This is a genomic window from Haloarcula sp. CBA1127 (genome assembly GCF_001485575.1).
Classification (GTDB): Archaea; Halobacteriota; Halobacteria; order Halobacteriales; family Haloarculaceae; genus Haloarcula.
Map to the genome: position 1 here is coordinate 2,944,911 of NZ_BCNB01000006.1, position 24,060 is coordinate 2,968,970.

Genomic DNA, 24,060 nt, shown 5'->3' on the forward strand with positions numbered 1-24,060 from the left:
GGTCTTCTGCTCAGACAGTCCCACAGTGAGGGAAAGTATTTACTCTGCCGCCGGAAACGCTCCCGTAGTGTCAACAAAGCTGGTGCGTGCCGCCCTCGCCCTCCTCTGTGCAGTCGCTGTCTTGTTCGGCACGGCGCTGTTTCCCGGCGCGCTCGGCGTCGAGTTCGAGTCGAGCGGCCCCCTCGACAGCCGAGCGAGCGAACCGGTCACGCCCGACGGAACAGCGCCCGGCGAAGTCGACAGCGGGTCGACGCCGATAGCGACAAGCGATGGGGTAGAGACGACACCACGGGCGACAAGCGATGAGCCGGCGGCGACAGCGACGCCAACACCGACAGAGACGACGACAGAGACGCCAGCGGCCAGCGACGGCGAAGATAGTGGGTCCCCTATTCTGGTGAAACTGTTCGGGCTGGCGCTGATCGGCGGGTTCGGCGTCGTCGCAGTCGGTGTCATCCGGGCGGCATCGGACCCGGAACACGACGGGTCGGCAGACGCCGGACTTCTCCTGCACCCGCTCCTCGACAGATTGGCCGGGACAGTCGTCTCGGCGGTTTCGAGCGGTGCGATTGGGCGGACCATCGGCCGGATTCCGAAGGTGACGACGGCCGCGCTGCTCTCGGGGTCAGCGGCGCTCTCACGGGTCGGAGCCGGAATCAGCACCGTCTCCGGCGGTGTCTTGACCGGATTGACAACCGGAATCGGGTCGGTCGGTGCGATGTCACTGCGAGGGGTCACCGGCCTACCGAGTGCGCTCGGATCGCTCTCAGTCGCGCCGTTCAGAGCCCTCAGCGGCTTCAGCGGGACCGGCAGCTTCCTTGCCTCCGTTCGGAGTGGCGTCGACAGCCCGTCGCTGTTTGGTTCGTCGGACACAGAGTCCAGGCAGTCAACGGCCACCGAATCGACGGCAGAGGCGGACGACGGCCCGGACATCGATTCACTGTCGGTGCAAGAGGCCTGGGCACTGCTAGCTGACCGCGTGTCAGTGTCAGACCCAGAGACGGCGACGCCCGGGGAGTACGCTCGCCGGGCTATCGACAGCGGACTTCCAGCAGAGCCCGTACGCCGGCTAACAACCCTCTTCCGGGAGGTCAAATACGGCGGGCGGTCGGCGACCGGCGACCGAACGGAATCGGCTCGGACCGCCCTCAGACAGCTCCTCGGCCGAGGTGACGACTGATGAGTGACGCGAAGTCACAGCAGGGGGACACTGCCAGCGCAACCATCGACGTCAGTGTCGAACGCCCGACACCGGGGCGCAGATTCGTCCGGTACACCCTGTTGGGACTCACCGCGCTTGCCGGGGCAGTGTTCATCGTTACCTTCCCCTCAGTTCTTCCGGACGTTGGGAGCGGGACGGCCAGGCAACTACAGCTTGTTGCAAGCGTCAGCGCCGCCGCTGTCGGCCTCTTCGGCCTGTACACGGTTGTCCGGACAGAGGATTCGACGCTGCCGCCGATAAAAGGGAGCCAGCCGTGTGACCCGTATCGCGACGACGGGGACGACGAGCCGGCGGAACTGCTCGATGAGCTACTGGAGCCGGGAGCGATACCGGCGGAATCCGGCGAGCTGGTTGGCGACGACATCGACGAATTGCTCACAAAAATCGACGGGCGTGTCGATCCCTACAACGGCCTCGAAGCGAGCTATGCGTCGGAGATCAGGGACAGGCTCCGTGAGGCTGTACGACAGATGCTGGTCGAAACGGCAGATATGTCGATGGAGGCGGCGGCCCGGGCAGTCCGCACTGGCTCGTGGACGGACAACCGCCGGGCAGCCACCTTCCTCGGCGGCCCGGACGCGCCCGACCCGCCGATCGAGATGCAGCTACGGGACTGGGCCAGCGGCGAGGGGTTCGACCGAAAGGTCGAGGCGGCGACGGCCGAAATACGCCGCCTCCAGCGGGGTGAGCGCGCGTGAGAACGCGCGAGACCACACAGCGCAACGTCGGCGTCTCGGCCGCGCTGGTGGCCGGCGGGGCCGGCATCGTCACCGGGAACCCGGCGATTTTCATGGTCGCAGCGGTGGCGCTGGTGTACGCGGCCTATCAGGCGGCCATCGGTGACCCGGAGCCGACGCTCACAATCGAGCGCCACCTCGAACCGGCCGACCCGCTCCCCGGCTCGGAGGTGACAGTGACGCTGACGCTCACGAACGACGGGGACGCGACCCTGCCCGACGTTCGCGTCCTCGACGGCGTCCCGGAACGGCTGGAAGTGGTCGAGGGCTCCCCACGCTTTGGTACCCACCTCGAAGCCGGAATGTCGGATTCGGTCACCTACACCGTCGAAGCCCGGCGCGGTGACCACGCGTTCACCGACGTGGCAGTGGTCTGCCGGAACCTGACCGGGACCGTCGAGTTCGCCGAGCAGGTCGCCGTCGAGACGACGCTCTCGTGCAATGCCAGTGTGGACACCGTCCCGCTCTCGGGCCAGACACTCTCCCAGTCCGGGCGCGTGCCGACAGACGCCGGCGGGAACGGGCTTGCCTTCTACGCCATCCGTGAACACCAGTCCTCGGACCCGATGAGCCGCGTCGACTGGAACCGCCTCGCGAAGACGAACGAGCTAGCGACAGTCGAGTTCAAGGAGACGCGAGCGGCCACCGTCATCACACTAGTGGATTCCCGACACCCCGTTGCGGGCGAAGCGGACGCCCCCACGGCTGTCCAGTTCTGTGCCTATGCGGCCCAGCAGGTCGGCTCGGCGCTTCTGGGAATGGACAACCGCGTCGGTGCCGCCGTCTACGACAGTTGTGAGACGCTCCAGCCGTCGGCCAACCGGGCACAGGAGCAGCGGTTGGAGGCGTTTCTAGAGGAGACTTTGAGCGGGGCGTCAACCGGGTCCTCGGGGGCCCGTGGTTCATCGCTACTCGACACCAACACCCGAACCCGGCGAATGCAGTCGCCGACCGGGATGGCAGACAGGTACGGCATCGCCGACGGCGGTGACGCGGTGGCGACGCTCGACCGCTCGATACCGAGCGAGTCACAGGTCGTGTTCTGTACGCCCCTGCTCGACGACCGGGCGGCCGATGCGGCGAAACGGCTCGCCGCGTACGGACACGCGGTCACAGTCGTCAGCCCGGACATGACGACCGGGGACAGCCCGGGCAGTACCGTCGAACGAATCGACCGAACGGCCCGCCTCGACAGCCTTCGAGGGACGGTCCGAGTCGTCGACTGGACGCCTGCGGAACCGCTCGCAAAAGCCCTCATTCGCGCAACGGAGCGGTGGGCATGACGGAACTCGACAGTCGGCCGGCGGCATCGAGCGCGGCGCTGGCCGGGATGGTCGCGGTGCTCGTCTCGCTCGTCCTCGCTGTCGCTGTCGCGGACGCGATACCAGTCCTGACCGGCTTCGGCGGCGGGCTCTGTATCGCAGCTGGGGTCTGGGCGCTCCGCAGCGATATCCACGAACGCATCGCCGGCGGCAGCGTCGCCGTCGTCATCGGCGCGGGCGTGTTCTGTGGTACTGCGCTGCTGGCGACTGACTACTGGTCGCTCGTTGTGGCGCTCGGATTCCCGCTGGCCGCCACACTCGTCGTCATCGACGCGAGTAGCGGACTGGTGCCACCGACCGACGCGACGGACGAACTCACGGCGATGCTCGACGAGAGTTTTGTGGTACTGGTGGTCGGCATCTGCGTCACAATCGTCTGTGCTGTTGCCGCTGCCGTCAGGCTGCCCTGGGTGCTCGTCCGTGTCGTCGTCGGCTTCTCGGTCCATCCGCTCGTGGGTTTCGTGACGCTACAGGCCGGAGTCCTCCTCGCCCTGTTGTTGCTGGACAAAACCACGACGACGCTGGAGTCGTGGATTCCGGCACCCACGGCGACGACCGACCGGGCGCTCGGGCGGCTGGACCTGCTTGGGACTAGCTGGTGGGACATCGACCGCTACGTCAAAGCCGCCGTGGGCCTGCAGTTGCTCGTGGCGTTTGTCCCGACAGCACAGGGACTGTTCGACCGCTTCCTCGGTAGCCTTCCAGTTCTCGGGCCGGCCCTACGGGCCACTCTCGGAGGGCCGCTTCATCTCCCCCTCGTGGCCGGACTGCTGGCGTTACTGAGTATCCTCATCGTCGAACGGCTCCGGCAGTGGCTGCTCCAGTGGCTCGGGGACGACCCCGGACGGTCGCTGGCGCGGCAGACCGGCAGTATCGTAGCTCCTGTGGGACTGCTTCTGGGCGCGCTAATCCTCACAGTCGCTGGCGTGACCCGGCGAGTAGTGCCCACGTATGCCGGGGCCGGTCACTATGGATCGGCTACTGTGTTGCTTCTCGGCGTCCTCATTTCGATCGTCGTCCTCCGCGGACTCGTCACAGTGCTGGCCGAACTAGTCGGTGCAGAATTGTTGTCCCGGCGTGTGGCGGGATTCGCGGCCGGGAGCGGGCTCCTGTTTGTCATGACATTGCTCGGGGCTGAGCGCGGACTCGCACCGATACTCGTCCTCGTCGGAAGCGCGGCGGCGCTGCTGGTCTGGGACGCCGGCGCGCACGCCAGCAGTATCGGGCAGCAACTGGGCCGGGACGCCGAGACGACCGACAGCGAGTTCGTCCACGTCACCGGTACTGCGGCCGTCCTCGCCGGGGCGATTCTCCTTGTGATGCTCGTTCGATACGTACTCATCCCGGTGGCGGTTCCGACCACGTCGGCCGGGCTCTCGCTCAGTTCGGTGGTCGCGCTCGGACTGGTTCTGCTTGCGATAGCCGCCTTCACCCTCGCACTGAACGCCCACGACGGGGGACCACGTACCAGCAGCGACAGGAGCGGCAAGCGGAGCGAGTAGCCCGCTACTGACGGCGACTAGCCCCGCCGAAGAGACAGAGGCTTTTACCCCCGCACCGCGAACCGGCAGGTATGCTGACCGGAGTCAACGTCGTTCTGGGGGTTTCGGGGTCTATTGCGGCCGTCAAGACGGTGGAGCTCGCTCACGAACTCCGACGACAGGGGGCGTCCGTCCGGGCCGTGATGACCGACAGCGCGACTGGCATCATCCACCCGTGGGCACTTGAATTCGCGACGGACAACGAGGTAGTTACCGAAATCACGGGCAGCGTCGAGCACGTCGAGCTCTGTGGTCGGTCGGGCTGGGGGGACGTACTCCTGCTCGCCCCGGCGACGGCAAACACCGTCGGCAAGATTGCGGGCGCCATCGACGACACGCCCGTGACGACGTGTGCGACGACCGCCCTCGGCGCTGACGTGCCGGTTGTCGTCGCGCCGGCGATGCACGAGCCGATGTACGACCACCCCGGCGTGCTGGACGCCATCGACCGCGTCGAGTCCTGGGGCGTCGAGTTCGTTGATCCGCGAATCGAGGAGGGGAAAGCCAAGATCGCAACTGAGGAAGCCATCGTCACAGCGACTGCACAGGCCGCGGGCGACCGACCGCTGGCGGACGAACACGTCGTCGTGACTGCTGGCGCGACCACGGAATCAGTCGACCCCGTGCGGACGCTCTCGAATCGCTCCTCGGGACGGACTGGCCGGGCGGTCGCGCGGGCCTGTTACGTCCGCGGAGCCGACGTGACGCTGGTCCACGACGGGGAAGACGTGCCGTACGCCACTGTCGAGCAGGTCGAATCCGCTGCGGAGATGACAGCGGCCACCCGTCGGGTCGCTGCCTCCGCCGACGCGCTGGTCTCGGCAGCCGCCATCTCAGATTACACCGTCGAGCAGGCTCCGGAGAAGATCAAGAGCGGACAGGCGGAACTGACGCTGACGCTCAAACCGACGCCGAAGCTCATCGACACCGTTCGGGCGGACCACCCGGATCTCCCTATCGTCGGGTTCAAAGTCGAAACCGAAGGCGACGACGAAACTCTGGTCGAGCGCGCCCGCGAGATACGCGAGCGGGCCGGGCTGGCCTTCGTGGTCGCTAACGACGCGAACGTGATGGGGGCCGACGAGACGCGCGCCCTGCTCGTCGATGCAGACGCGGCCACGGAGTACGTCGGAGAAAAGGAAGGGCTGGGCGCTCGTGTCGCCGACGAAATCGGTGACCATCTGTCCAGTCGTGGCTGACCGCGTAACCGATTACGAAATAGTTTTGCGTGTTCCGTGGCTCCGGTCCGATAACGACAGTACTGCCCGACGAACCGCCTATTCGGAGTTTCTAAACAGATACTGTGACTGTACCACCACCCCGTCGCCTGCTCGTGCCAGTAGCCGATTCGGTGACGGTCCGTAACACCGTCGCCTACGCCATTGAACAGGCCGAATCGGCGGCCAGAGAGGGACAGAAACAGGTGTCGCTGCACCTCGTCGCCGTCGCAAGCACGCGCGCCGTCGACCCCGACGCCCAGACGGAACTCGGCCAGGCCAAAGACCTGCTCGACCGTATCGAAGTCTGGCTCGACGAAGATCTGGGTGCTGACCCGCCGTCGAACCTCGACGTGGAGCTGGGCGTTATCGGTGCCGACCGCTACCTGTTCAGCCCCGGCGATTACGCCGACGTGATACTGGCCTACGCCGACGAACACAGCATCGAACGGGTCGTCCTCGATCCGGAGTTCAACCCGGGCGGCACGACGCCAATGCTTCGGCCGCTCGAGGTCGAACTCGTCCGGGGCGATATCGACGTCGAGACCGCACCCGTCGAGCGGCCGGCACGGTCGACCGCGCTCGCTCGCGCCGCGACGCTCCCGAAGTATCTCACCATTTTCGGAGCGTCGTATCTGTTTTATCTGCTGTTGAGTTCGTACAAACCGCTGGATTTCCTCACTGGCGCGATAACAGCGACGATCGTCACTGCGTTGCTTGCGCCGATCGCGTTCAGTCGCCAGCCGTCGCTGACCCGGATTCCGAGACAGGTCGCCCGGTTCGCGATGTACGTCCCGTATCTGCTCAAGGAAATCGCCATCGCCAACCTCGAAATCGCCTATGTCGTGTTGCACCCGTCACTACCGATCGACCCGAAGATGGTCGAACTGGAGGCCGCCATCTGGGGTGACGGAGCGGTGACGACGCTAGCAAACAGCATCACGCTGACGCCCGGGACGCTCACCGTCAGCGTCTCCGAGCAGGCGTTTGACATCCACTCGCTCACCGGCAGTTCGCGAGAGGACCTGTTCGACGGCGGCCTCGAACGAGCTGTCCGGTTCGTTTTCTACGGCCGGGAGGCAGCAGCCATTCCCTCGCCGCGCGAGCGCGGACAGGGGGACGACGACACAGTCGAGAGTGACATTGGCGACCCGGAGGTGGCCGACGATGATTGAGTTTGAGGTGGCGCTGCTGGCAATCGCTAGCGCGTTCGTCCTGTTCGCCATCGTGTCGCTGTACCGCGTGTTCGCCGGACCGACGGACCACGACAGAGTCATCGCGGTCAACGTGATGGGGACGAACACCGTCATCGCTATCGCGCTTGTCTCCGGCGCGCTCGATAAGCCGCTGTTCCTCGACATCGCGCTCGTGTACGCCCTGTTGAACTTCCTGCTCTCGATAGCGTTCTCGAAGTTCAACGTCGAACACGGGGGTGTGCTATGACGCCGACAGAGTGGGCGATTGTCGCGCTCGCGTTGGTCGGGGCGTTCTTCGGCGGCGTTGCCTCGATCGGTATCGTTCGACTTCCGGACGTGTACACGCGCGCTCACGCGGCATCGAAAAGCGATACGCTGGGGGCCGTCCTCGCTATCGGGGCCGCCGCGCTCGCGATTCAGACCGACCTCGCGACGATCAAGGCTGTCTTCCTGCTGGTGTTTATGTTTCTGACCAACCCCACCGCTGCCCACGCCATCGCCCGGGCGGCACAGGACCAGGGTATCGAGCCGTGGACTGCCGGCGATGAGGAGGACAAATCATGACCCTCTCACTCATTGAGGCAGTGTTGCTGGTGTTCGTGCTGGGCTGTGCTATCGGCGCGGCCGTACTCCGTGACGTGCTGGCGTCACTGATGGCGTTTGCCGCCTACAGCCTCGGCATCTCCATTATCTGGGTGATGCTTGAGGCCCCCGACGTGGGGCTAACCGAAGCGGCTGTCGGGGCCGGCATCATGACGATACTGTTCATCCTGGCGCTGGCAAACACTGTTCGGCCACAGGAAAACGGCCTGTTTGAGTCGATCAGCGCCCGGACTGTCGTACTGGTCGGCGGGTTCGTCGTCGTTATGATTGCGACCGTTCCGTCGCTGCCACCCGTCGGGGCGGACGGGACGGTACACCCAAACCCCGTCGTCAGCGGCGAGGTGACACAGTACTACCTCGAAAACGCATACGCGGACACAGAGGTCAAGAACGCGGTGACAGCCGTGCTCGCAGCCTACCGCGGGTTCGACACGCTGGGTGAGGCTGTCGTGGTCTTCTCGGCCGGCGTCGCGGCGCTGACCGTCCTCAGACAGGAGGTCTTCGCATGAGTAGCGACGAGCGAACCGGATTGTACGTCGAGAGTACCATCATCATGACGACGGTGCGGGTCGTCGCGCCGTTCGTGCTCACCTTCGCCCTGTTCGTGATGTTCCACGGGGCGAACTCCCCCGGCGGGGGATTCCAGGGCGGGGTCATCGCCGGGTCAGTCGTGATGATGCTCGCGTTTGCCTACGGTATCGACGCGGCGCGAGAGTGGCTCGACGTTCGCGTTGTCGCCGCGCTCGCTTCGGGTGGTGTGCTCACGTTCGCAGCCATCGGTCTGGGAACGATAGTTCTGGGTGGGAACTTCCTCGAATATCACCTGTACGAACAGTTCATCTCGCACGTGGTCGCCTACGCCATCGAGCTTGTCGAACTGGCCATCGGTGGTATCGTCGCCAGCGTTGCTATCGGCCTCTTTTTCCTGCTTGCGGCGGGGTTCGGCCACGCCGTCGACGAACCGGAGGGTGAAAACTAATGCTAGAATTGCTGAACTCACACTACAACTACTTCGCGGTGATGCTGCTGCTGGGTATCGGCCTCTATATGCTCATCGAGTCCCGGAACCTCGTGAAGAAAGTCATCGGGATGAACATCTTCCAGACGGGCATCTTCCTGTTTTTCATCACGCTCGCGTTCCGGACTGGCGGGAACCCGCCGATAATCAAGGAGGGTGGCGGCCCCTACGTCAGCCCGCTGCCGCACGTCCTCATCCTGACCGCTATCGTTGTCGGGGTGAGCCTGACCGCCGTGGCGCTGGCACTTATCATCCGCATCTACACCGAGTACGGTACGCTGGACGAAGACAAGCTCAAACAGCTCTACTATGATTGAACAACTCCCCGTATTGTTGGTCGTCCTGCCGATCGTCGGCGGCGCGATACCGCTGGCCGCGAGTCTCGTGAGCGACCGGGCCGGGTGGCCCGTCGCGACGGTGACACTCCTCGGGCAGGCCGGCCTGGCCGGACTGCTCGCGTGGACCGTCGGCACAAATGGGACTGTTTCCTACGCGGTCGGTGGTTTCGCCGCCCCGTACGGCATCGAACTCGTCGTCGACGGGCTCTCCGGTGCCGTCGCCCTGCTCGTGGCTGTTGTGTCACTTGGCGTGCTCGCGTACGCTCGGCAGGCCGGCCCGCACTCGGGCCCCTTCTACGGACTGTACCTCCTGCTGGTCGCCGGCCTGACGGGCATGACGGTCACTGGCGACGTGTTCAATCTCTACGTGTTCCTCGAAATCACGGGGCTTGCGGCGTACGGTCTCGTGGCGAGTGGCCGGGACGCCAGCGCCGCCGTCGCGGCGCTGAAGTACCTCATCATCGGGACCATCGGGGCCTCGCTGTACCTGCTCGGCATCGGCTACCTGCTTGCGGCAACGGGCACGCTCAACATGGCCGACCTGGCGACCAAACTCGGAGAGATGGCGGCCTACGACTCGACGCTCGTCCTGACCGCGTTCGGGCTGATGGTCGGCGGGCTGACGGTGAAGGTTGCCCTGTTCCCGCTGCACACCTGGCAGCCCGACGCCTACGCGAACGCCCCGGATACGGTGAGCGCGTTCATTTCTGCGCTCGTCTCGACGGTCTCGGCGTACGCGCTCGCTCGACTGCTGTTTTCGGTGTTCACGGTGGAGTTCCTGACGGCTGTGCCCATCGCTCGCTGGGCGCTGGTCGGGCTGGCGTGCGTGAGTATCATCGCGGGAAGTGCGCTCGCTGTCTCGCAGGACAGCGTCCAGCGGATGCTGGCGTACTCCTCAGTGTCGCAGTTCGGCCTCGTCGTCGCTGGATTCGCCATCGCTACCCCGCTGGCCGTCGTTGGCGCGACCGTCCACCTGCTCGGCCACGCGGTGATGAAGGGCGGGCTGTTCGCTGCGACGGGCGTTATCGAGCGCAAGACGGGTGCAACAACCGTAAGCGGCTACGCTGGGATGGGGAGCCGCGTCCCGATCTCGGCGTTTGCCTTTGCCGTGCTCTCGCTGGCGATGGTCGGCGTTCCACCGGCGGTCGGCTTCGTCGGCAAGTGGTACATTGTCCTCGGCGCAGTCAACACCGAGAACTGGGCCGTTGTGACCGTGTTGCTCGCGAGTACGTTGCTGACGCTTGCGTACTTCGCCCGCCTCGTCGAGCGGCTGTACTTCGCCGAGGCGACCATCCACTCGAAGCCTGACGAGGCTCCCGTAACAGACGGGAGCGGACAGGCAGTTTCGTTCGGGATGATTGCTGTCGTCGTTATCGCGGCCGCACTCGCGGTCGCGCTGACTGCAGCCGTCCCGATGCTTGAACAGGTGCTTCGAGAGACGCTTCCACCCCTGCTAAACCAATGACTGATATCACATCACTTCGACCGCTGTTTGCAATCCTCGTCTCCGCGGTGGCTATCCCCGTAATTCTCTCGCTCAAACGCCGTCCGAACGTGCGGGAAGGGGTGACCATCACGGTGGCAGTCGCGAAGTTCGCTATCGTCGCGAGCATGGTCCCCGGCGTCCTCTCGGGGACGCGGTACGTCTTCTCGTTCGGGCAACTGGCCACCGGAATCGAACTGGCGTTCCGCGTCGACCCGCTCGGGCTGCTGTTCGGCCTGCTTGCGAGTCTGCTGTGGATCGTCACCAGTTTCTACAGCATCGGCTACATGCGCGGGCTGGACGAACACGCACAGACGCGCTATTTCGCCTCCTTTGCGGCCAGCCTCGCGTCGGCGGTCGGCGTCGCTTTCGCGTCGAACTTGCTGACGCTGTTCGTCTGCTACGAACTGCTGACAGTGTCGACGTACCCGCTTGTTACCCATGACGAAACCGACGAGGCTCGCGCTGCCGGTCGGAAGTACCTCGCGTACACCTTCGGCGGTGGGGTCGCCGTGCTGGGTGGCACGGTTCTAGTGTTCGTCCTCGCCGGAACGACCGCGTTTACCCCCGGCGGGCTCGAAGGCCTCGCGACGGCCGACCCGACGCTGGCACGGGCGGCGTTCGCCCTGCTGGCGACCGGCTTCGGCGTCAAAGCCGCACTGATGCCGGTGCACTCCTGGCTCCCGGATGCCATGGTCGCGCCGACGCCGGTGTCGGGCCTGCTGCACGCCGTCGCAGTCGTCAAAAGCGGCGTGTTCGGCATCGCCAGAGTCGTCCTCGATGTGTACGGAACGGGAACGATGGAGCAACTCGGCGTCGGCCTCCCGCTGGCCGCGATTGCGGCGTTTACTCTCCTGACCGCGAGTATCATCGCGCTCAGACAGGACAACCTCAAACGACGGCTGGCGTATTCGACGATAAGCCAGCTCTCTTATATTGTGCTCGGGCTGGGACTGCTCCACGGACAGGCGCTGACGGGCGGCCTGCTCCACATTCCGGCACACGCGTTCATGAAACTGACACTGTTCTTCTGTGCCGGTGCGATACACGTCGAGACCCACACCGACGACATCAGCGACATGGCCGGCATTGGGAAGCGGATGCCGCTGACGATGGCCGCCTTTGCCGTCGCCGCGGCCGGGATGGCCGGGATTCCACTGGTCGCTGGCTTCGTCAGCAAGTGGTATCTCGTCATCGGTGCGCTGAGCCTCAATGGCGGGCTCGTCTTTGCCGCCGCGTTGCTGGTTTCCGGCGTCCTCAACATTGCATACTTCTGGCCCATCGTCTATCAGGCGTACTTCGAATCGCCGGAGAGCCACGACGAGAAGCCACTCATCGGCGGACCGCTTGGCGGGCGAGACGAGGTTCGAGCCGACGGCGGTGAGGGCCATGGTTCGGACGATGCCGACGACCACTCCGACGAAGGTGAGGTTCCAGACCCACAGCACGTCGACCACCTCGGGAAACACGACGAGGAGCACGAACACCACGGCGGCCCGCCCGCAGGGGGCTGGGACGACCGCGGCTGGCGCGGCGGCGAAAGCACGTGGTTCATGCTCGGGCCGATACTCACCGCGGCCACGCTGTCGCTCCTGCTGGGGACAGTGCCGTACACGGCTGTCTTCCTGCGGATCGTCGACACTATTGTCGGTAATCTGCCGGGGGTGATGGCCTGATGTCGGCGCTGACAATGGTCCCGCCAGTCGTCGTACTACTGGCGCTGGCAATCGTCGTGTCCCGGCTTCCGCGGCGTGCCGGACACGCGGTCGGTGCGCTCGTGCCCGCTCTCGCGGTACCGTGGGCGCTTGCGGTCCCGGAGGGCGCACATCTCCAGACCCAGTTCCTTGGGTTCGACGCCGTGCTACTGAACGTCGACCCGTTCTCTCGGCTGATGGGCATCATCTTCGGACTCATCGCCGCGGTCGCCGTGCTCTACTCCTATGCCAGCGAGGCCAACACGACACAGACAGGGTACGCCCTCTCGTACGTCGCGACCAGTTTCGGAGCCGTCTTCGCTGGCGACTGGCTGACGCTCATCTTCTTCTGGGAGCTGATGGCCGTCACGAGCACGCTACTAGTGTGGCACTACGGCGGTAAGGCGGTCCGGGCTGGGTTCCGGTATGCCCTGCTGCACGGGCTGGGCGGCACGCTGTTGATGGCCGCCATCCTTCGGCACTACGTCAATGTGGAGACGTTCCTGTTCGCGTCAGTGCCAGGCGGGCCGGAAACGGCCGGTATTACGACCGGGCTGGCCGCCGCGCTGGCCGCGATCGGTATTGGCGTCAATGTCGGCTTCATCGGCCTGCACGCGTGGCTGCCAGATACCTATCCGCGCCCACACATCGCCGCCAGCGTGTTCCTCTGCGTGTTCACGACAAAAACCGGCGTCTACGGGATGTACCGCGCGTTCCCCAACGGCCACGAGGCTATCGCGTACATGGGCGGCGGAATGGCTATCTTCGGCGCGCTATTCGCGCTGTTCCAGAACGATATGCGACGGCTCCTCTCCTATCACATCCAGTCACAGGTCGGGTACATGGTCGCCGGCGTCGGTATCGGGAGCGCTCTCTCACAGGCTGGCGCGTTCGCCCACGTGTTCAACCACATTCTCTACAAGGGCCTGCTGTTCATGACCGCCGGTGTCGTCATCTACCGGACTGGGACGGAGAGCCTGAAGAAACTCGGCGGGCTCTGGCGGGAGATGCCGATCACGGCAGGAGCGTTCTCCGTCGCTGCGCTGTCTATCGCCGGCTTCCCCGGGTTCAACGGGTTCGTCAGCAAGGGGATCATCATCTCCGGGAGCCACTATACCTTCGGCAAGGGACCGCTCCCGCTCGGTGAGTTCTATACGCTTGAGTGGATGCTACTGCTGGGTGGCGTCGGCACGTTCATGTCGTTCATCAAGTTCGGCTACTACGCGTTCTTCCACGGCGAGTACGACAGCAGCGTCCCAGACGCGAACCGTCTGCAGAGCGTGGCAATGGTGTCCGTAGCCGCGCTCTGTGTCATCTACGGTGTGTACGACACGGCGCTGTTCGCCATCCTTCCGTTCGACGTTACGAGCGAGGCTGTCGTTCACCACGTCTACAAGACCTACACTATTCCCCACGTCATCGAGGGTGTAGTTCTGGCCGTCCTCGGGCTGATTGGCTTCGCGGTGACTAAGAAGCCCCTCTCGAAGCTCGGCCGCGTTCCCGATATCGATTCGGTGTACAACCCCGCTGTCTTCTATGGCTCCCGCGGGCTCGTTGTCGGTGTGACCGAACTGTACGCCGCCGTCGACCGCGCAGTGGTTCAGGCCACGAGTATCGTCACGCGGACGGTGACGTCCCCCAACGACGTAATTGCGCGGCTCCGCGACGACGACACCCTCATACATCCGATGCGGGCCGGCATCGGACTCAGCATCCTCATCCTCGCGGTCTTCGTTACGGTAGCACTGCTGGCCCTTTCATGAAGTTCTAAAAACATCTTCTGTGATAATCGTGGATCAGGTCGGCTAGATCTGGGTTCAAGCACCCCAGAATAGCTGTTAACAAATAGGGTAATTACAGGCTCTGATAATACAGGTGCAGACTTATATATCTCCATAGCCACGATTCGATAAGCACGGCATAACAGGGGGACCTGTTGATGCGTGCGGACACAACAATGGAACTCAAACGATTCTTCAACGACGACGATGCTGTGTCGCCGGTCATCGGGGTCATCCTGATGGTCGCAATCACGGTCATCCTCGCAGCCGTTATCGCAACATTCGTCCTCGGCCTAGGCGACCAGGTCAGTAACACGGCTCCACAGGCTAGCTTTAGTACGGATTACGAGGATGCAAACGACTGGGTTGAGTTTACACATGACGGTGGTGACTCAATTAAAGCGAGTAACTTGTATCTCAGAGGCGATATCGCCAGTGGTACCGACGGCGAGACCCCCGATATAACCTCGGACAACACACAGTGGAACGGGGAAGCCAGTGGGAGTAATAGTAAGGTCGTCGCAGGTAATAGCGTCACCGTCGGGGTTGATACGGAAAGTTTCACTATCAACCTAGTCTACCAGTCAGCTACTGGCGACAACTCCGCAACGCTCGCCACCGCATCCGGACCGAGCGCATAAACTCGCAACATCTCGTTTTTTCCGGCACCAAAACCCGTGAGTTTATAACCGATGAACGCCCTGATGTTCGCTGTATTCCCTGCGATGGGTGGTGGGGATCGGAGAAAATGACATGAGCAAGCAGGTAGAACGGTCGGACTCCGCTTCGGACGATGACCTTTCAAAAGGCGAGATATTCGACGTTCTGCAGAACGAACGGCGTCGGTACACGCTTCAGTATCTACGAGAACACGACGGGCCAGTACAGCTCGGTGACCTCGCGTCACACGTCGCGGCACAGGAGTACGACTGCCCGAACACCGCAGTCACGAGCGCGCAGCGGAAACGCGTGTACACCACGTTACAACAGTCTCATCTCCCGCGGATGGATGAGACGGGTATCATCGACTACGACGACGAGAACGGGACGATTTCCAAGACTGCACACACGGAAGAACTCACTGTCTATCTCGAAATCGTGCCGGGAAGCGAGTTCCCCTGGCGCGAGTACTACCTCTCGCTCGGCGCGGTCAGTCTGGCAATCGTAACAATCCTCTGGGTTGGGATCTATCCCTTCACGGCAATTCCGCCACTGGTCTGGGCCACGCTGATCGCGGTTGTACTCAGTGTCTCCGCGGGCTATCACACCTACGCCGGTCGTGAAATGACACTAACCGAGTATGTGGCGCAGGAAGCCGGCTCCGACGACTGAAGCACGCAGTTTGTTTCACGGCCTGTGCCGTTTCGTTTGTCTCGTTTGCCGCTAAACTATCGAAATACCGCCGTATCGAATTCTGGCGGTACAGCCAGCCTTGAAGGCTTTCAAGGCAACGTTGAACGGCTAAAACGTACTGTGAGTATAAGTGGGTCCCTCCCATGTGGTTGAATCAGCACACCCCGCGAGCCGGTAAGGAAATCCTTCGATCTATAGGGGGTTCCTACTCGGGTCACACTCGCGGTGTGCGTCGAACAAACATGGATATCAAACAACTCATCCACGACGACGACGCAGTGTCGCCGGTCATCGGGGTCATCCTGATGGTCGCAATCACGGTCATTCTGGCCGCAGTAATCGCCTCCTTTGTGCTCGGTCTTGGCGACCAGGCACAGCAGGCAACGCCGCAGGCTAGCTTCTCATGGGACTACGACCAGTCAGCAGCCCCTTACGGTACGCTCACTGTCACCCACGATGGTGGTGACACAATTAGCGGACAGGAGATGTACATCCGAGGCAGTGGAATTACTTCAGATGGTGACACCCCCTCTACTAGTGAGCAGTTGACCGATAGTAACTCTGGCAATACTTGGGGAACTGCAGCAAGTACGAGCGAGATTACGGCAGGAAACCAGTTGACAATCGCTGTCGAGAACAATTACGATCTGCGGGTTGTTTACGAAACGCAAGAAGGCGACTCCTCTGCAACACTCGCACAGGACTCTGGTCCTGAGGCGTAACTAAATTTATTTCCGTTTCCAGTCAGTAAATAATAAAACTCCCTCCACGACACTTTTATTGCCAGATATCTAGTGACTGGTAACAATGGAAGGAACGCGGGCCGTTACCACCAGTGTGATAGCCGTTATGCTCGGCGTTACACTGCTTTCTGGCCCGCTGGTCCCCGGCGTGACACTGGCAACGGAACCAGAGCCGATCGCGCTCGAAACGGGCAATGTCACGGTTTCCGAGATTGAAATGCCGGAGGAAGTAAGGCTTGAGAAGGGGTCCTACGGCGCGGCGAGTTACTATCTTGATGCGCCACCGGTACGCGTAGAGTTCGCGAATCGTACCGGACGGCCAACGCTCGTCTACGAACTCACGATCCAAGAAGTGGGCTACACACGGACGACGAATCACTTTCTGGATGACTCGACCGGAGGCACGTACGAGCTGACGCTGGCGTCCGATACGTTCACCGACGGGGAGATAGAACGCAAGCAGTACAACGGGACAGTGACGGTAAGCAAGCGCGACGGGTCGGGCCATGGCGTGGTGGCGGCGCGCAACGTCACGATATCGGTGGTCGAATGACGGCGACGGAGTTCGTCGGGCGTCTCCGACAGCGGACATCCGCGCTGTCGAACACCCGCGAGACGGCGTATTCGGTGCTGTTCGGTGACCGACACGGCCTGACCGTATTTCTCGCGACGGTCGTGTTGTTCGGGCTGCTGTGGCGGACGGCGTTCCTGATAAACGATTCCTATACGCTGGCAAATGGGTTGTACAGCCTCTCGAACGGACAGCTAGCAATGACTGAAGCTGCCTACGGCCCCGGACTAGAAACGCCGGGGGCGAGCAGATACGGCGGCCAGTGGTACGCACGCAACTACGGCGTCATCGTCCTCTCGCTGCCGCTCGTGCTCATGCTTGACCTGCTCACCGCCATCGTCGAACTCCGCATTGCGCTGGTTGCGCTCTGGTCGCTCGCGCTGTTAGCGCTGGTGGTTCAGTGCAGTTACTACACCGACGGTGACTGGGTTCTCTACGGCGGCACCGCCGCCGTCCTGGGACTGTTCGGGCTGAACGTGGCGCTGGCGCAGCCGCTCGATGCCGGTCGAATCCATCTGTACGCGCTGCAACTGACGCATCTCCTCATCGCAGCGTTCACGCCGGTAGTACTCTATCGGGTCCTCAGCCGGATACAAACGCCTCGGCTGGGGCTCCTGAGCGCCGTGCTGCTCACAGCCGGGACACCGCTCGCGTTCTGGGCGTCAATACCGAAGCGCCACGCCGTCACCGGAACGGTCGTCGTCTGCATCGCGTACTGTCTCTATCGGAGCCGTAAGCCAGCAGACGGGGCAGTTATCACGCAACGGCAGACCTTCCGTGCGCTCGCGTACGCGCTGGTTGGACTATATGCGTGGGTACACGCTCCGGAAGCGCTCCTGCTCTGTGTCGCCCTGGCGCTGGTCGATATCCCGACAGCCCCGGACAACAGCCCGCGGACGCTCGCTCGTATCGGCGTCGTCTTCGCCCTCTCCCTGCTGCCGTTCATTATCACTAATGTCGCTATCTCCGGTTCCCCGATTAAACCGCCGAGACTGGTTTCCGGCGGCGGCTCCCTCGGTAGCAATGCTGCGAGCAGTGCCGGGGGTAGTGGCGGTAGTGGCGGTGGTGGCGCGTCCGGAGGAGTGCTCACGCCGCTAGCACCTCTGCTCGGGATCATCGAGAGCGGAATGCAACCACTGTTGCTGCTCGGCGGCGAACTCGTTTCGGGATTCGAAACGCTCCGCCAGCAGCCAGCCGACGTGTATCACGCGTTCGTCCGGTCAGGAAGCGCGACCGGAGCACTCGACAACGCCGGTGAGGAATCCGTCAATCTCTCACTGCTCGAATCCGCGCCGGTTCTCGTCGCTATGCTCGGAGTGCTCCCGGTCATCCGACGGCTGCGTTTGCCATCGTCGGTGGCTGACCGGACACTCAGCGCCGACCGTGTCGTGGACGCGTTCGCGATAACGGCGTTCGTCGGCGTCGTCCTGCTGTACAACAGTCGCTTGCCACTGCACGCACAGGTGACCGCCCGGTATCTGTTCCCGCTCTATCCACTCGGCGTGTATCTGCTCGTGCGGCTCCCAGTGGTACGCCAGAGCCTCGCGAATCACTGGCACCTGTTCCTCTGGACAGTTGCGGGGACAGTGCTGATCGGCGGGCAGGTGACCGTAGTGTTCGTCGCGCTGACAGTGAACGGCGTCGGCGAAGCGTTCCAATTACATGCGCTGCTCGCGCTTGGGGTTGCTGTTCCACTCGGTATCTGGGCACTGTGTGGTCGCTCGAAAGGAGTGGCTGGGCAGGCAGGTGCAGTGCTTCTCGGTGCTGCAACGGGCGTGGCGGCTGTGTTTCTACTGCTGACGAGCGTCGAGTACTACGCACTGGGAGATGCGCACCTCCTGCCGATGATGCGAGCACTCGGTGAGTTGCTGGCGCTCTACTGAGTCGGTGACGGAGAATTTTAGTACGGGCTTGTAGTACCGCCAGCATGGACCGACTCAAGAAGTCCCTACTCGAAGCGCCAATTATCGAGAAGGAAGGCTATCACTACTTCGTTCACCCCATCAGCGACGGGGTCCCGATGCTTCGACCGGAACTTCTGCGCGAAATCGTCATCAAAATCATTCGGAAGGCAGAGCTCGACGACGTCGACAAGATCGTCACACCGGCGGCGATGGGTATCCACATCTCCACAGCCGTCTCGCTGATGACCGATATCCCACTCGTCGTCGTCCGCAAGCGTCAGTACGGGCTCGACGGGGAAGTGTCACTGTCTCAGGTGACTGGCTACTCCGAGAGCGAGATGTACGTCAACGACGTGTACGAGGGCGACCAGGTGCTCGTCCTCGACGACGTGCTTTCGACCGGCGGGACGCTGGCCGGACTCACGGGCGCACTCGAAGACATCGGCGCGGACATCCGTGACATCGTCTGTGTCATCAAGAAAGCCGACGGGACGAACAAGCTCGACGAAGCGGGGTACGACGCCAAGACGCTGATCAACGTTCAGGTCATCGACGGCGAGGTCACCATCGTCGACGAGCACGGCGACGACTAAGGCGGCTGTTAATACGGTTCCTGTAGCGAGCCGAAAGCGGGCCGCCAGAAGTCACCAGTGGATTTACAAGAGATTGAATCGACACTAGCTGCTGTGTCTCCCTCCATTCGATCCCTCGCCGGGGATTTCGCCGCCCTGTTCAGTTCACTTGTGTTGCTTGGGCCACTGACGCTCGCGTTGCTCGTCGGCGCAAGCAGAATTGTCGCCGGACTAACCGCGCTCAGGATTCCGGACCCGCTTGGAACCGTCGGATTCAGTGTGGCCGCACTGCTGGCGCTCTGGCTGGCACTGGAAGGAGCGATGGTACAGCGATACGGCCTCGAGACGATGGACCGCGGCGGCCCATTTCAGCGTGTTGCCCGGTATCTGTTGGTCGCCGTTACGACCCTCGCTGGGCTTATCGTCTCTGTCCGGTTTTTAGTGCTGTCGCTCCCGTGGGCATTCGAGACACAGAACACGCCTGCACAGGTCCTTGGCGTGTTGCTCGTTGTTGCGCTGGTTGCCACGCTGTACCGGATACTGACGGCGGCGAAAGAAGGGTACCTCCACAGCAATGAGCAATAGCGGTGAACAGGCTGAAAGCAGTCTACAACGCGAGAAATGTCCCAGAAGGTAGATTCGAACAACGCGAACACCTCACTATCACTCGGCGTTCTCTCGTTCAAATCTTCTCAACTATAATTGCCGAACTCAGCGTCGTTCGATGGTGAAACGCTTCACTGGAAGAGTGAGTTCGGCAAAATGATAGCGGGAGGTGGATTTGAACCACGTTCACGTCGCTCTCTTTGATCGCTTGTAACCTTCTTCAAATCTACTGGACTACTCCAGCCGCTCACGAATTTGTGAGCGACAGAATATAGCGGGAGGTAGATTTGAACTACCGATCTGCGGGTTATGAGCCCGCCGGAATCTCCTGGCTATCCCATCCCGCTACTATCTCGTAGTCCGGTCCCCTCATTAAGGGTTGTGATTCGAGTGCCGTCCGTGAGTTAGTAACGCGCTATGCTCACCCGTCCGCATGGACCTGCCACGTGAAGATACTCTCGGCGACGTAGTTGACCAGCATCGCAACGCCAATGGCGAGTGGGCTCGCGGCAATGAACCACAGGTCAGTTCCGGCAACGAGAAGCTCAACCGTCAGCCACTGCGTGAGCAGCCAGTAGATGGCAAGCTGGACCGCGACACCGCCGGACCGGACCAGATGGGATTTGCCGAGCCGCTTGGCGAACGAACGACGGCCGGTGGCACCCTGACCGGAGAACGTCCAGTGTTCGTTGACCAGAAACATCACGAGAATCGCCGTTTCGACGCCGGCGGCTTTGGCCCACATATCGCTCACACCAAAAACCAGGCCGAGCACGGCGAGCACCGTGTTGTCGCTGATCGCACCGACGACGCCGACGGAGACGAACTGGCCGAACCGGACGCCCGACACAAGTGACTCGAACCGGTCGGGAACGATGCGTCGAACCTGCTGTTCGATGTCCATCATCGGTCCTTCTCGATAAGGGCGGTTGGTTCGTCAAGGTGTTCAGCCAGAGCCGTATGAAGGCGATCATCGCGCAGCTGCTTCGATCGGTGGCGAGCCGTCAGCAGTGCTTCGAGCAGGTCTATCGACGTTCGTATCGGCGACACCGTCGAGCCGGGCTTGTCTTCCCATTCTATCGGCACCTCTTCGATACGCAGGTCCAGCGCCGCTGCGATGGCGATCAGTTCGACATCCCACGCGAAGCCGGGCTCGTACAGGTGGTCGCGAACGCGCTCCCACGCGGCCACGTCGATGGCTTTCGCACCGCACTGGTAGTCATACAACCGCGCGTCAAGCAACTGGCCGGCGAGCCACGCGAAGCCGTCGCCGAGGAACCGGCGAGCGAATGTCTGATGGGTGGCGACCGTCGCGTCCGGGTGACGACGGGAACCCACGGCGAGGTCCGTTCGGCCCTCGGTTACCGGGTCCAGTATGCGTTCGAGCGAGCGGACCGGTGTCGACCCATCGGCATCGACAAACGCCAGCACGTCGGTCTCCAACCGTTCGAATCCAGCGGTGATCGCTGCGCCTTTCCCGCGACGGTAGGGCACGGTGTGGACTTCGATTGGGAGCGAACGGAGCTGTACAGGGACGCCATCCCGTGGTGCATCGAGCTCGACAACAATTGTCTGCGGGGTGAGGGCATCGTCGATGGCGGCGATATAGTTCCCGAGTTGGTCCATGTCGGGACGGTAGGCTGGAAGGACAACCCCGACGGAACGCGACATTGCCGAGTAGTCGGACAGGCGGAAGTAAAAACAGTTCGAAGCTACTGGTTCCTAGTCAGCCGATAATCGCGGGAGCAACGAAAAAGCGTATAGGCCAGCGAACCGGTCCCTTCAGTGATGGAATACGGGCTCCTTGCCACCTGGCTCGTCCTCTACCTCCTGTTACTGTACGCTGGCGGGACCGTCGCCGGACTGCTGTTCCCACGCTTTGCCGACCGCGGACTCGCCTTCGGCGTCCCGGTCGCCGTCTCGATACTGTGGCTGGTCACCTATTTTGTCGGTCGCCTGTCGCTGACACTCGGCATCTGGCTCGGTGTCGCCGTGCTCGCCGTGAGTACACTGGCTGTCTGGCGAAAGGACAGCGAACCGAATCCCCGAACGTATGCGGAGACGGCCGGCGTGTTCACAGTCGCGTTCCTGTTCGTCGTCGGCATCCGGGCACTCGACCCAGCAATTGTCCCAATCGGCGGCGAGAAGTTCCTCGATTTCGGGCTGTTGCAGTCGCTCGTACGGGCTGACAGCCTCCCGCTGGAGGACATGTGGTTCGCCGGCGAGCCAGTCGCGTACTACTACGGTGGGCATCTCATTGCGGCGATTCTCACCAGAATAACGGGCACTGCCGGACAGTTCGCGTACAATCTCGCGCTGGCGGGCTTTTATGCGACGCTGGTCACGGCGGCGTACGGACTGGCGGGCGCTGTCGCGAGCGAGCGCGGCCTCCCGCGGCGGCTGGCCGCCGGGCTCACTGTGTTTTGTATTGGGTTTGCCAGCAACCTATCGACACCCGCCAAGTTCGTCGTCTGGCTTTTGCCGGGCGGGCTGAGCCAGAGCGTTGCCGAGCGGGCGGGTTACGAACTGAAGGGGCTTGCAGCGGGGCCGGATTCGTTCAGCTACTGGGACGCGAGCCGCGTCATCGAGGACACGGCAGCTGATTTCGGCACGTACGAGCCCGGCGCTGCGCTGGTCATCGACGAGTTCCCGCTGTTCTCCTGGCTTAACGGCGACATGCACGCCCATATGATGAGCACGGGCTTCCTGTTGCTTGCCGCCGCACTCTGTTTCAGCTACTATCAGACACCGGCCGCCGAGCGTCGACGGCGGCTCGCACTGCTTTTCGGCGCGCTCCCGGCCGTTGCGGGCATCATGGCCGTGACGAACACGTGGTCGTTCCCGTCGATGGGCGGCCTGGCGCTGCTGACTGTCACCGTCGCGCCAGCCGATCCGACGACGCTCCTCCCGGAAGCCGTCGGACAGCGACTCCGGCTGAACGGACCGGGTCAGGAAGGTATCCGAATCGGGATGGGCTTAGCCGTCGCCGGTGGCGTCCTCGCGCTGGGACTGCTCTGGTCACTCCCGTTCTGGCTCGGCCCGGCGAGCGGCCGCGAGATAGCAGTCCTCCCCGACCGGACCTCGCTGATTGAGCTGCTGGCCGTTCACGGCCTGTTCGTCGCCCCGTTCTGGCTGTACCTGTATGCACAGACCGGCCGTGCCGTCGGGCAGAGTCCAGCCCGCATTGTCGGCCTTGTGACTGTGGGTACGGCGGCACTGGCAGCGACGCTTGATGTCGCAGCCGTCGGCCTGCTCGTTCCCCTGCTACTGGGCGCGTGGCTGTTCGCGCGCTCGCCGACGCTTGACCGAACCGTCGACGCGGTCCCGGCGCTCGCTGACGGTGGCGACCGGCCCGTCGGCTTCGAGGCCGTGCTGATTCTCGCCGGCGCAGGCCTCGTTTTCCTCGTCGAATTCGTCTTCGTCAGGGAGAACATCGGGCGGATGAACACCGTCTTCAAGACGTACATGCAGGTGTGGGTGCTCTGGGGGGTCGCCGCCGGCCCCGTGCTGGCGTGGCTGCTCACCCGCTGGCGGCCGAGCGGCGAGCAGGCACGAGCGTGGACGAGCGTGGGTGTCCGTGCGTTCGTCGCCCTGCTGGTCTGTTCAGCGTCCCTGTACGGCGTGTTCGCGCTCTCGAACCATGTCGACGCCGCGGGCGAGCCCACGCTGGACGGGCTGGCGTACCTCGACGACGACCATCCCGAGGAAGCCGAGGCAATCCGGTGGCTCGACGAGACGACGACCGGACGGCCGACTATCGTCACGGCCGCCCCCGCGGACTACGAGTGGGACGCCAGCGAGGGCAAGGGCGCGAGCGCGCCGTCGAGTCTGACCGGACTGCCGACCGTTGCAGGCTGGACCCACGAGGCCCAGTACCGCAACGACACGGTGTACGACCGCCGCGTCGACGACGTGGAGACGATTTACACCGGCGACGCATCCGAGCAACGCCGTCTTCTCGAAGCGTATGATGTGCGTTACATCTACGTCGGCCCGGCCGAACGAGCCCGCTACGGCGAGGTGACTGTCGACCAGCTACAGGGCGTCACCGTCGCGAAACGAGCCGGTGGCGTCACGATCTATCAGGTCCGACCGGAGTACTTCTGAAAAAGAAGCGGATTACGTGGGCGAACGGCGAGTTTTCAGGGAATGATGCGGG

24 protein-coding genes and 1 tRNA gene are annotated in these 24,060 nt (G+C 63.1%); 22 read left to right on the forward strand and 3 right to left on the reverse strand.

Translation table 11 applies throughout. The features are described from left to right. The first annotated feature begins 67 nt into the window (after positions 1–67). The 21 genes from AV059_RS19330 to AV059_RS19430 all read left to right on the forward strand — a co-directional run bounded on the left by AV059_RS19330 (position 68) and on the right by AV059_RS19430 (position 19,880). Entirely contained in the window at positions 68–1,180 is a 1,113-nt protein-coding gene (locus tag AV059_RS19330; RefSeq protein WP_228841844.1) for a DUF4129 domain-containing protein, read from the forward strand. Next, entirely contained in the window at positions 1,180–1,920 is a 741-nt protein-coding gene (locus AV059_RS19335) for a hypothetical protein (RefSeq protein WP_058997162.1), read from the forward strand. The genes AV059_RS19330 and AV059_RS19335 overlap by 1 nt, the downstream gene beginning before the upstream one ends. After that, positions 1,917–3,242: a DUF58 domain-containing protein gene (locus tag AV059_RS19340; protein ID WP_058997164.1), complete on the forward strand. Its 1,326-nt coding sequence runs from the start codon at positions 1,917–1,919 to the stop codon at positions 3,240–3,242. Before AV059_RS19335 ends, AV059_RS19340 begins: the two co-directional genes overlap by 4 nt. Beyond that, the gene (locus AV059_RS19345; protein WP_058997167.1) at positions 3,239–4,783 is read left to right on the forward strand and encodes a hypothetical protein; all 1,545 of its coding nucleotides are present in this window, start codon (positions 3,239–3,241) and stop codon (positions 4,781–4,783) included. The genes AV059_RS19340 and AV059_RS19345 overlap by 4 nt, the downstream gene beginning before the upstream one ends. 71 nt (positions 4,784–4,854) lie before the next feature. Further along, on the forward strand, positions 4,855–6,021 hold the full coding sequence (gene coaBC / locus AV059_RS19350; RefSeq protein WP_058997169.1) for a bifunctional phosphopantothenoylcysteine decarboxylase/phosphopantothenate--cysteine ligase CoaBC: 1,167 nt from the start codon (positions 4,855–4,857) through the stop codon (positions 6,019–6,021). A 152-nt stretch (positions 6,022–6,173) separates the two neighbouring features. Next, positions 6,174–7,214, forward strand: coding sequence for a monovalent cation/H+ antiporter subunit E (locus tag AV059_RS19355; RefSeq protein ID WP_058997685.1), 1,041 nt, complete (start codon positions 6,174–6,176; stop codon positions 7,212–7,214). Next, the gene (locus tag AV059_RS19360; RefSeq protein WP_004963535.1) at positions 7,207–7,482 is read left to right on the forward strand and encodes a cation:proton antiporter; all 276 of its coding nucleotides are present in this window, start codon (positions 7,207–7,209) and stop codon (positions 7,480–7,482) included. Before AV059_RS19355 ends, AV059_RS19360 begins: the two co-directional genes overlap by 8 nt. After that, positions 7,479–7,799, forward strand: a complete 321-nt coding sequence (gene mnhG / locus AV059_RS19365) for a monovalent cation/H(+) antiporter subunit G (protein WP_058997170.1) — start codon at positions 7,479–7,481, stop codon at positions 7,797–7,799. Before AV059_RS19360 ends, mnhG begins: the two co-directional genes overlap by 4 nt. Further along, complete coding sequence (locus tag AV059_RS19370) at positions 7,796–8,347, forward strand: DUF4040 domain-containing protein (RefSeq protein ID WP_058997171.1); 552 nt, start codon at positions 7,796–7,798, stop codon at positions 8,345–8,347. The genes mnhG and AV059_RS19370 overlap by 4 nt, the downstream gene beginning before the upstream one ends. After that, positions 8,344–8,817 carry a Na(+)/H(+) antiporter subunit B gene (locus tag AV059_RS19375; protein WP_058997172.1) on the forward strand — a complete coding sequence of 158 codons (474 nt, stop codon included), beginning with the start codon at positions 8,344–8,346 and terminating at the stop codon, positions 8,815–8,817. The genes AV059_RS19370 and AV059_RS19375 overlap by 4 nt, the downstream gene beginning before the upstream one ends. Then, complete coding sequence (locus tag AV059_RS19380) at positions 8,817–9,173, forward strand: cation:proton antiporter subunit C (RefSeq protein WP_058997174.1); 357 nt, start codon at positions 8,817–8,819, stop codon at positions 9,171–9,173. Before AV059_RS19375 ends, AV059_RS19380 begins: the two co-directional genes overlap by 1 nt. After that, positions 9,166–10,659: a monovalent cation/H+ antiporter subunit D family protein gene (locus AV059_RS19385; protein ID WP_058997176.1), complete on the forward strand. Its 1,494-nt coding sequence runs from the start codon at positions 9,166–9,168 to the stop codon at positions 10,657–10,659. Before AV059_RS19380 ends, AV059_RS19385 begins: the two co-directional genes overlap by 8 nt. Beyond that, entirely contained in the window at positions 10,656–12,353 is a 1,698-nt protein-coding gene (locus AV059_RS19390) for a cation:proton antiporter (RefSeq protein WP_058997179.1), read from the forward strand. Before AV059_RS19385 ends, AV059_RS19390 begins: the two co-directional genes overlap by 4 nt. Then, positions 12,353–14,134 (forward strand): Na(+)/H(+) antiporter subunit D, encoded by a 1,782-nt coding sequence (locus AV059_RS19395; protein WP_058997181.1) that lies wholly within the window; start codon positions 12,353–12,355, stop codon positions 14,132–14,134. Before AV059_RS19390 ends, AV059_RS19395 begins: the two co-directional genes overlap by 1 nt. Positions 14,135–14,328: 194 nt before the next feature. After that, positions 14,329–14,793, forward strand: coding sequence for a type IV pilin (locus AV059_RS19400; protein ID WP_058997687.1), 465 nt, complete (start codon positions 14,329–14,331; stop codon positions 14,791–14,793). A 112-nt stretch (positions 14,794–14,905) separates the two neighbouring features. Beyond that, positions 14,906–15,484, forward strand: coding sequence for a hypothetical protein (locus AV059_RS19405; protein WP_058997689.1), 579 nt, complete (start codon positions 14,906–14,908; stop codon positions 15,482–15,484). 263 nt (positions 15,485–15,747) lie between these two features. Beyond that, positions 15,748–16,227: a type IV pilin gene (locus AV059_RS19410; RefSeq protein WP_058997184.1), complete on the forward strand. Its 480-nt coding sequence runs from the start codon at positions 15,748–15,750 to the stop codon at positions 16,225–16,227. 85 nt (positions 16,228–16,312) lie between these two features. Further along, entirely contained in the window at positions 16,313–16,801 is a 489-nt protein-coding gene (locus tag AV059_RS19415) for a hypothetical protein (RefSeq protein ID WP_058997185.1), read from the forward strand. Continuing rightward, positions 16,798–18,702, forward strand: coding sequence for a hypothetical protein (locus tag AV059_RS19420; RefSeq protein WP_058997187.1), 1,905 nt, complete (start codon positions 16,798–16,800; stop codon positions 18,700–18,702). The genes AV059_RS19415 and AV059_RS19420 overlap by 4 nt, the downstream gene beginning before the upstream one ends. A 44-nt stretch (positions 18,703–18,746) precedes the next feature. Further along, positions 18,747–19,316: a hypoxanthine/guanine phosphoribosyltransferase gene (hpt, locus tag AV059_RS19425; RefSeq protein ID WP_004518711.1), complete on the forward strand. Its 570-nt coding sequence runs from the start codon at positions 18,747–18,749 to the stop codon at positions 19,314–19,316. Between the two features lie 93 nt (positions 19,317–19,409). Next, complete coding sequence (locus AV059_RS19430; RefSeq protein ID WP_058997189.1) at positions 19,410–19,880, forward strand: hypothetical protein; 471 nt, start codon at positions 19,410–19,412, stop codon at positions 19,878–19,880. A 293-nt stretch (positions 19,881–20,173) separates the two neighbouring features. Here AV059_RS19430 and AV059_RS19435 read toward each other — a convergent pair. The 3 genes from AV059_RS19435 to AV059_RS19445 all read right to left on the reverse strand — a co-directional run bounded on the left by AV059_RS19435 (position 20,174) and on the right by AV059_RS19445 (position 21,572). Beyond that, a tRNA-Met gene (locus AV059_RS19435) sits at positions 20,174–20,248 on the reverse strand. Positions 20,249–20,322: 74 nt separating this feature from the next. Continuing rightward, positions 20,323–20,805, reverse strand: a complete 483-nt coding sequence (locus AV059_RS19440; protein WP_058997191.1) for a GtrA family protein — start codon at positions 20,803–20,805, stop codon at positions 20,323–20,325. Next, positions 20,805–21,572 carry a glycosyltransferase gene (locus AV059_RS19445; RefSeq protein ID WP_058997193.1) on the reverse strand — a complete coding sequence of 256 codons (768 nt, stop codon included), beginning with the start codon at positions 21,570–21,572 and terminating at the stop codon, positions 20,805–20,807. The genes AV059_RS19440 and AV059_RS19445 overlap by 1 nt, the downstream gene beginning before the upstream one ends. 117 nt (positions 21,573–21,689) lie before the next feature. On the opposite strand from AV059_RS19445, the gene AV059_RS19450 reads away from it, so the two are divergent. Continuing rightward, positions 21,690–24,008, forward strand: a complete 2,319-nt coding sequence (locus tag AV059_RS19450; RefSeq protein WP_058997194.1) for a DUF2298 domain-containing protein — start codon at positions 21,690–21,692, stop codon at positions 24,006–24,008. Positions 24,009–24,060: the final 52 nt, after the last annotated feature.

What these genes read in the sequence shown, in the direction of transcription:
- AV059_RS19335 (WP_058997162.1), top strand. Translation starts at nt 1,180, where the DNA reads ATGAGTGACGCGAAGTCACAGCAGGGGGACACTGCCAGCGCAACCATC.
- AV059_RS19345 (WP_058997167.1), top strand. Translation starts at nt 3,239, where the DNA reads ATGACGGAACTCGACAGTCGGCCGGCGGCATCGAGCGCGGCGCTGGCC.
- coaBC (WP_058997169.1), top strand. Translation starts at nt 4,855, where the DNA reads ATGCTGACCGGAGTCAACGTCGTTCTGGGGGTTTCGGGGTCTATTGCG.
- AV059_RS19360 (WP_004963535.1), top strand. Translation starts at nt 7,207, where the DNA reads ATGATTGAGTTTGAGGTGGCGCTGCTGGCAATCGCTAGCGCGTTCGTC.
- mnhG (WP_058997170.1), top strand. Translation starts at nt 7,479, where the DNA reads ATGACGCCGACAGAGTGGGCGATTGTCGCGCTCGCGTTGGTCGGGGCG.
- AV059_RS19370 (WP_058997171.1), top strand. Translation starts at nt 7,796, where the DNA reads ATGACCCTCTCACTCATTGAGGCAGTGTTGCTGGTGTTCGTGCTGGGC.
- AV059_RS19375 (WP_058997172.1), top strand. Translation starts at nt 8,344, where the DNA reads ATGAGTAGCGACGAGCGAACCGGATTGTACGTCGAGAGTACCATCATC.
- AV059_RS19380 (WP_058997174.1), top strand. Translation starts at nt 8,817, where the DNA reads ATGCTAGAATTGCTGAACTCACACTACAACTACTTCGCGGTGATGCTG.
- AV059_RS19385 (WP_058997176.1), top strand. Translation starts at nt 9,166, where the DNA reads ATGATTGAACAACTCCCCGTATTGTTGGTCGTCCTGCCGATCGTCGGC.
- AV059_RS19390 (WP_058997179.1), top strand. Translation starts at nt 10,656, where the DNA reads ATGACTGATATCACATCACTTCGACCGCTGTTTGCAATCCTCGTCTCC.
- AV059_RS19395 (WP_058997181.1), top strand. Translation starts at nt 12,353, where the DNA reads ATGTCGGCGCTGACAATGGTCCCGCCAGTCGTCGTACTACTGGCGCTG.
- AV059_RS19400 (WP_058997687.1), top strand. Translation starts at nt 14,329, where the DNA reads ATGGAACTCAAACGATTCTTCAACGACGACGATGCTGTGTCGCCGGTC.
- AV059_RS19405 (WP_058997689.1), top strand. Translation starts at nt 14,906, where the DNA reads ATGAGCAAGCAGGTAGAACGGTCGGACTCCGCTTCGGACGATGACCTT.
- AV059_RS19410 (WP_058997184.1), top strand. Translation starts at nt 15,748, where the DNA reads ATGGATATCAAACAACTCATCCACGACGACGACGCAGTGTCGCCGGTC.
- AV059_RS19415 (WP_058997185.1), top strand. Translation starts at nt 16,313, where the DNA reads ATGGAAGGAACGCGGGCCGTTACCACCAGTGTGATAGCCGTTATGCTC.
- AV059_RS19420 (WP_058997187.1), top strand. Translation starts at nt 16,798, where the DNA reads ATGACGGCGACGGAGTTCGTCGGGCGTCTCCGACAGCGGACATCCGCG.
- hpt (WP_004518711.1), top strand. Translation starts at nt 18,747, where the DNA reads ATGGACCGACTCAAGAAGTCCCTACTCGAAGCGCCAATTATCGAGAAG.
- AV059_RS19440 (WP_058997191.1), bottom strand. Translation starts at nt 20,805, where the DNA reads ATGGACATCGAACAGCAGGTTCGACGCATCGTTCCCGACCGGTTCGAG.
- AV059_RS19445 (WP_058997193.1), bottom strand. Translation starts at nt 21,572, where the DNA reads ATGTCGCGTTCCGTCGGGGTTGTCCTTCCAGCCTACCGTCCCGACATG.
- AV059_RS19450 (WP_058997194.1), top strand. Translation starts at nt 21,690, where the DNA reads ATGGAATACGGGCTCCTTGCCACCTGGCTCGTCCTCTACCTCCTGTTA.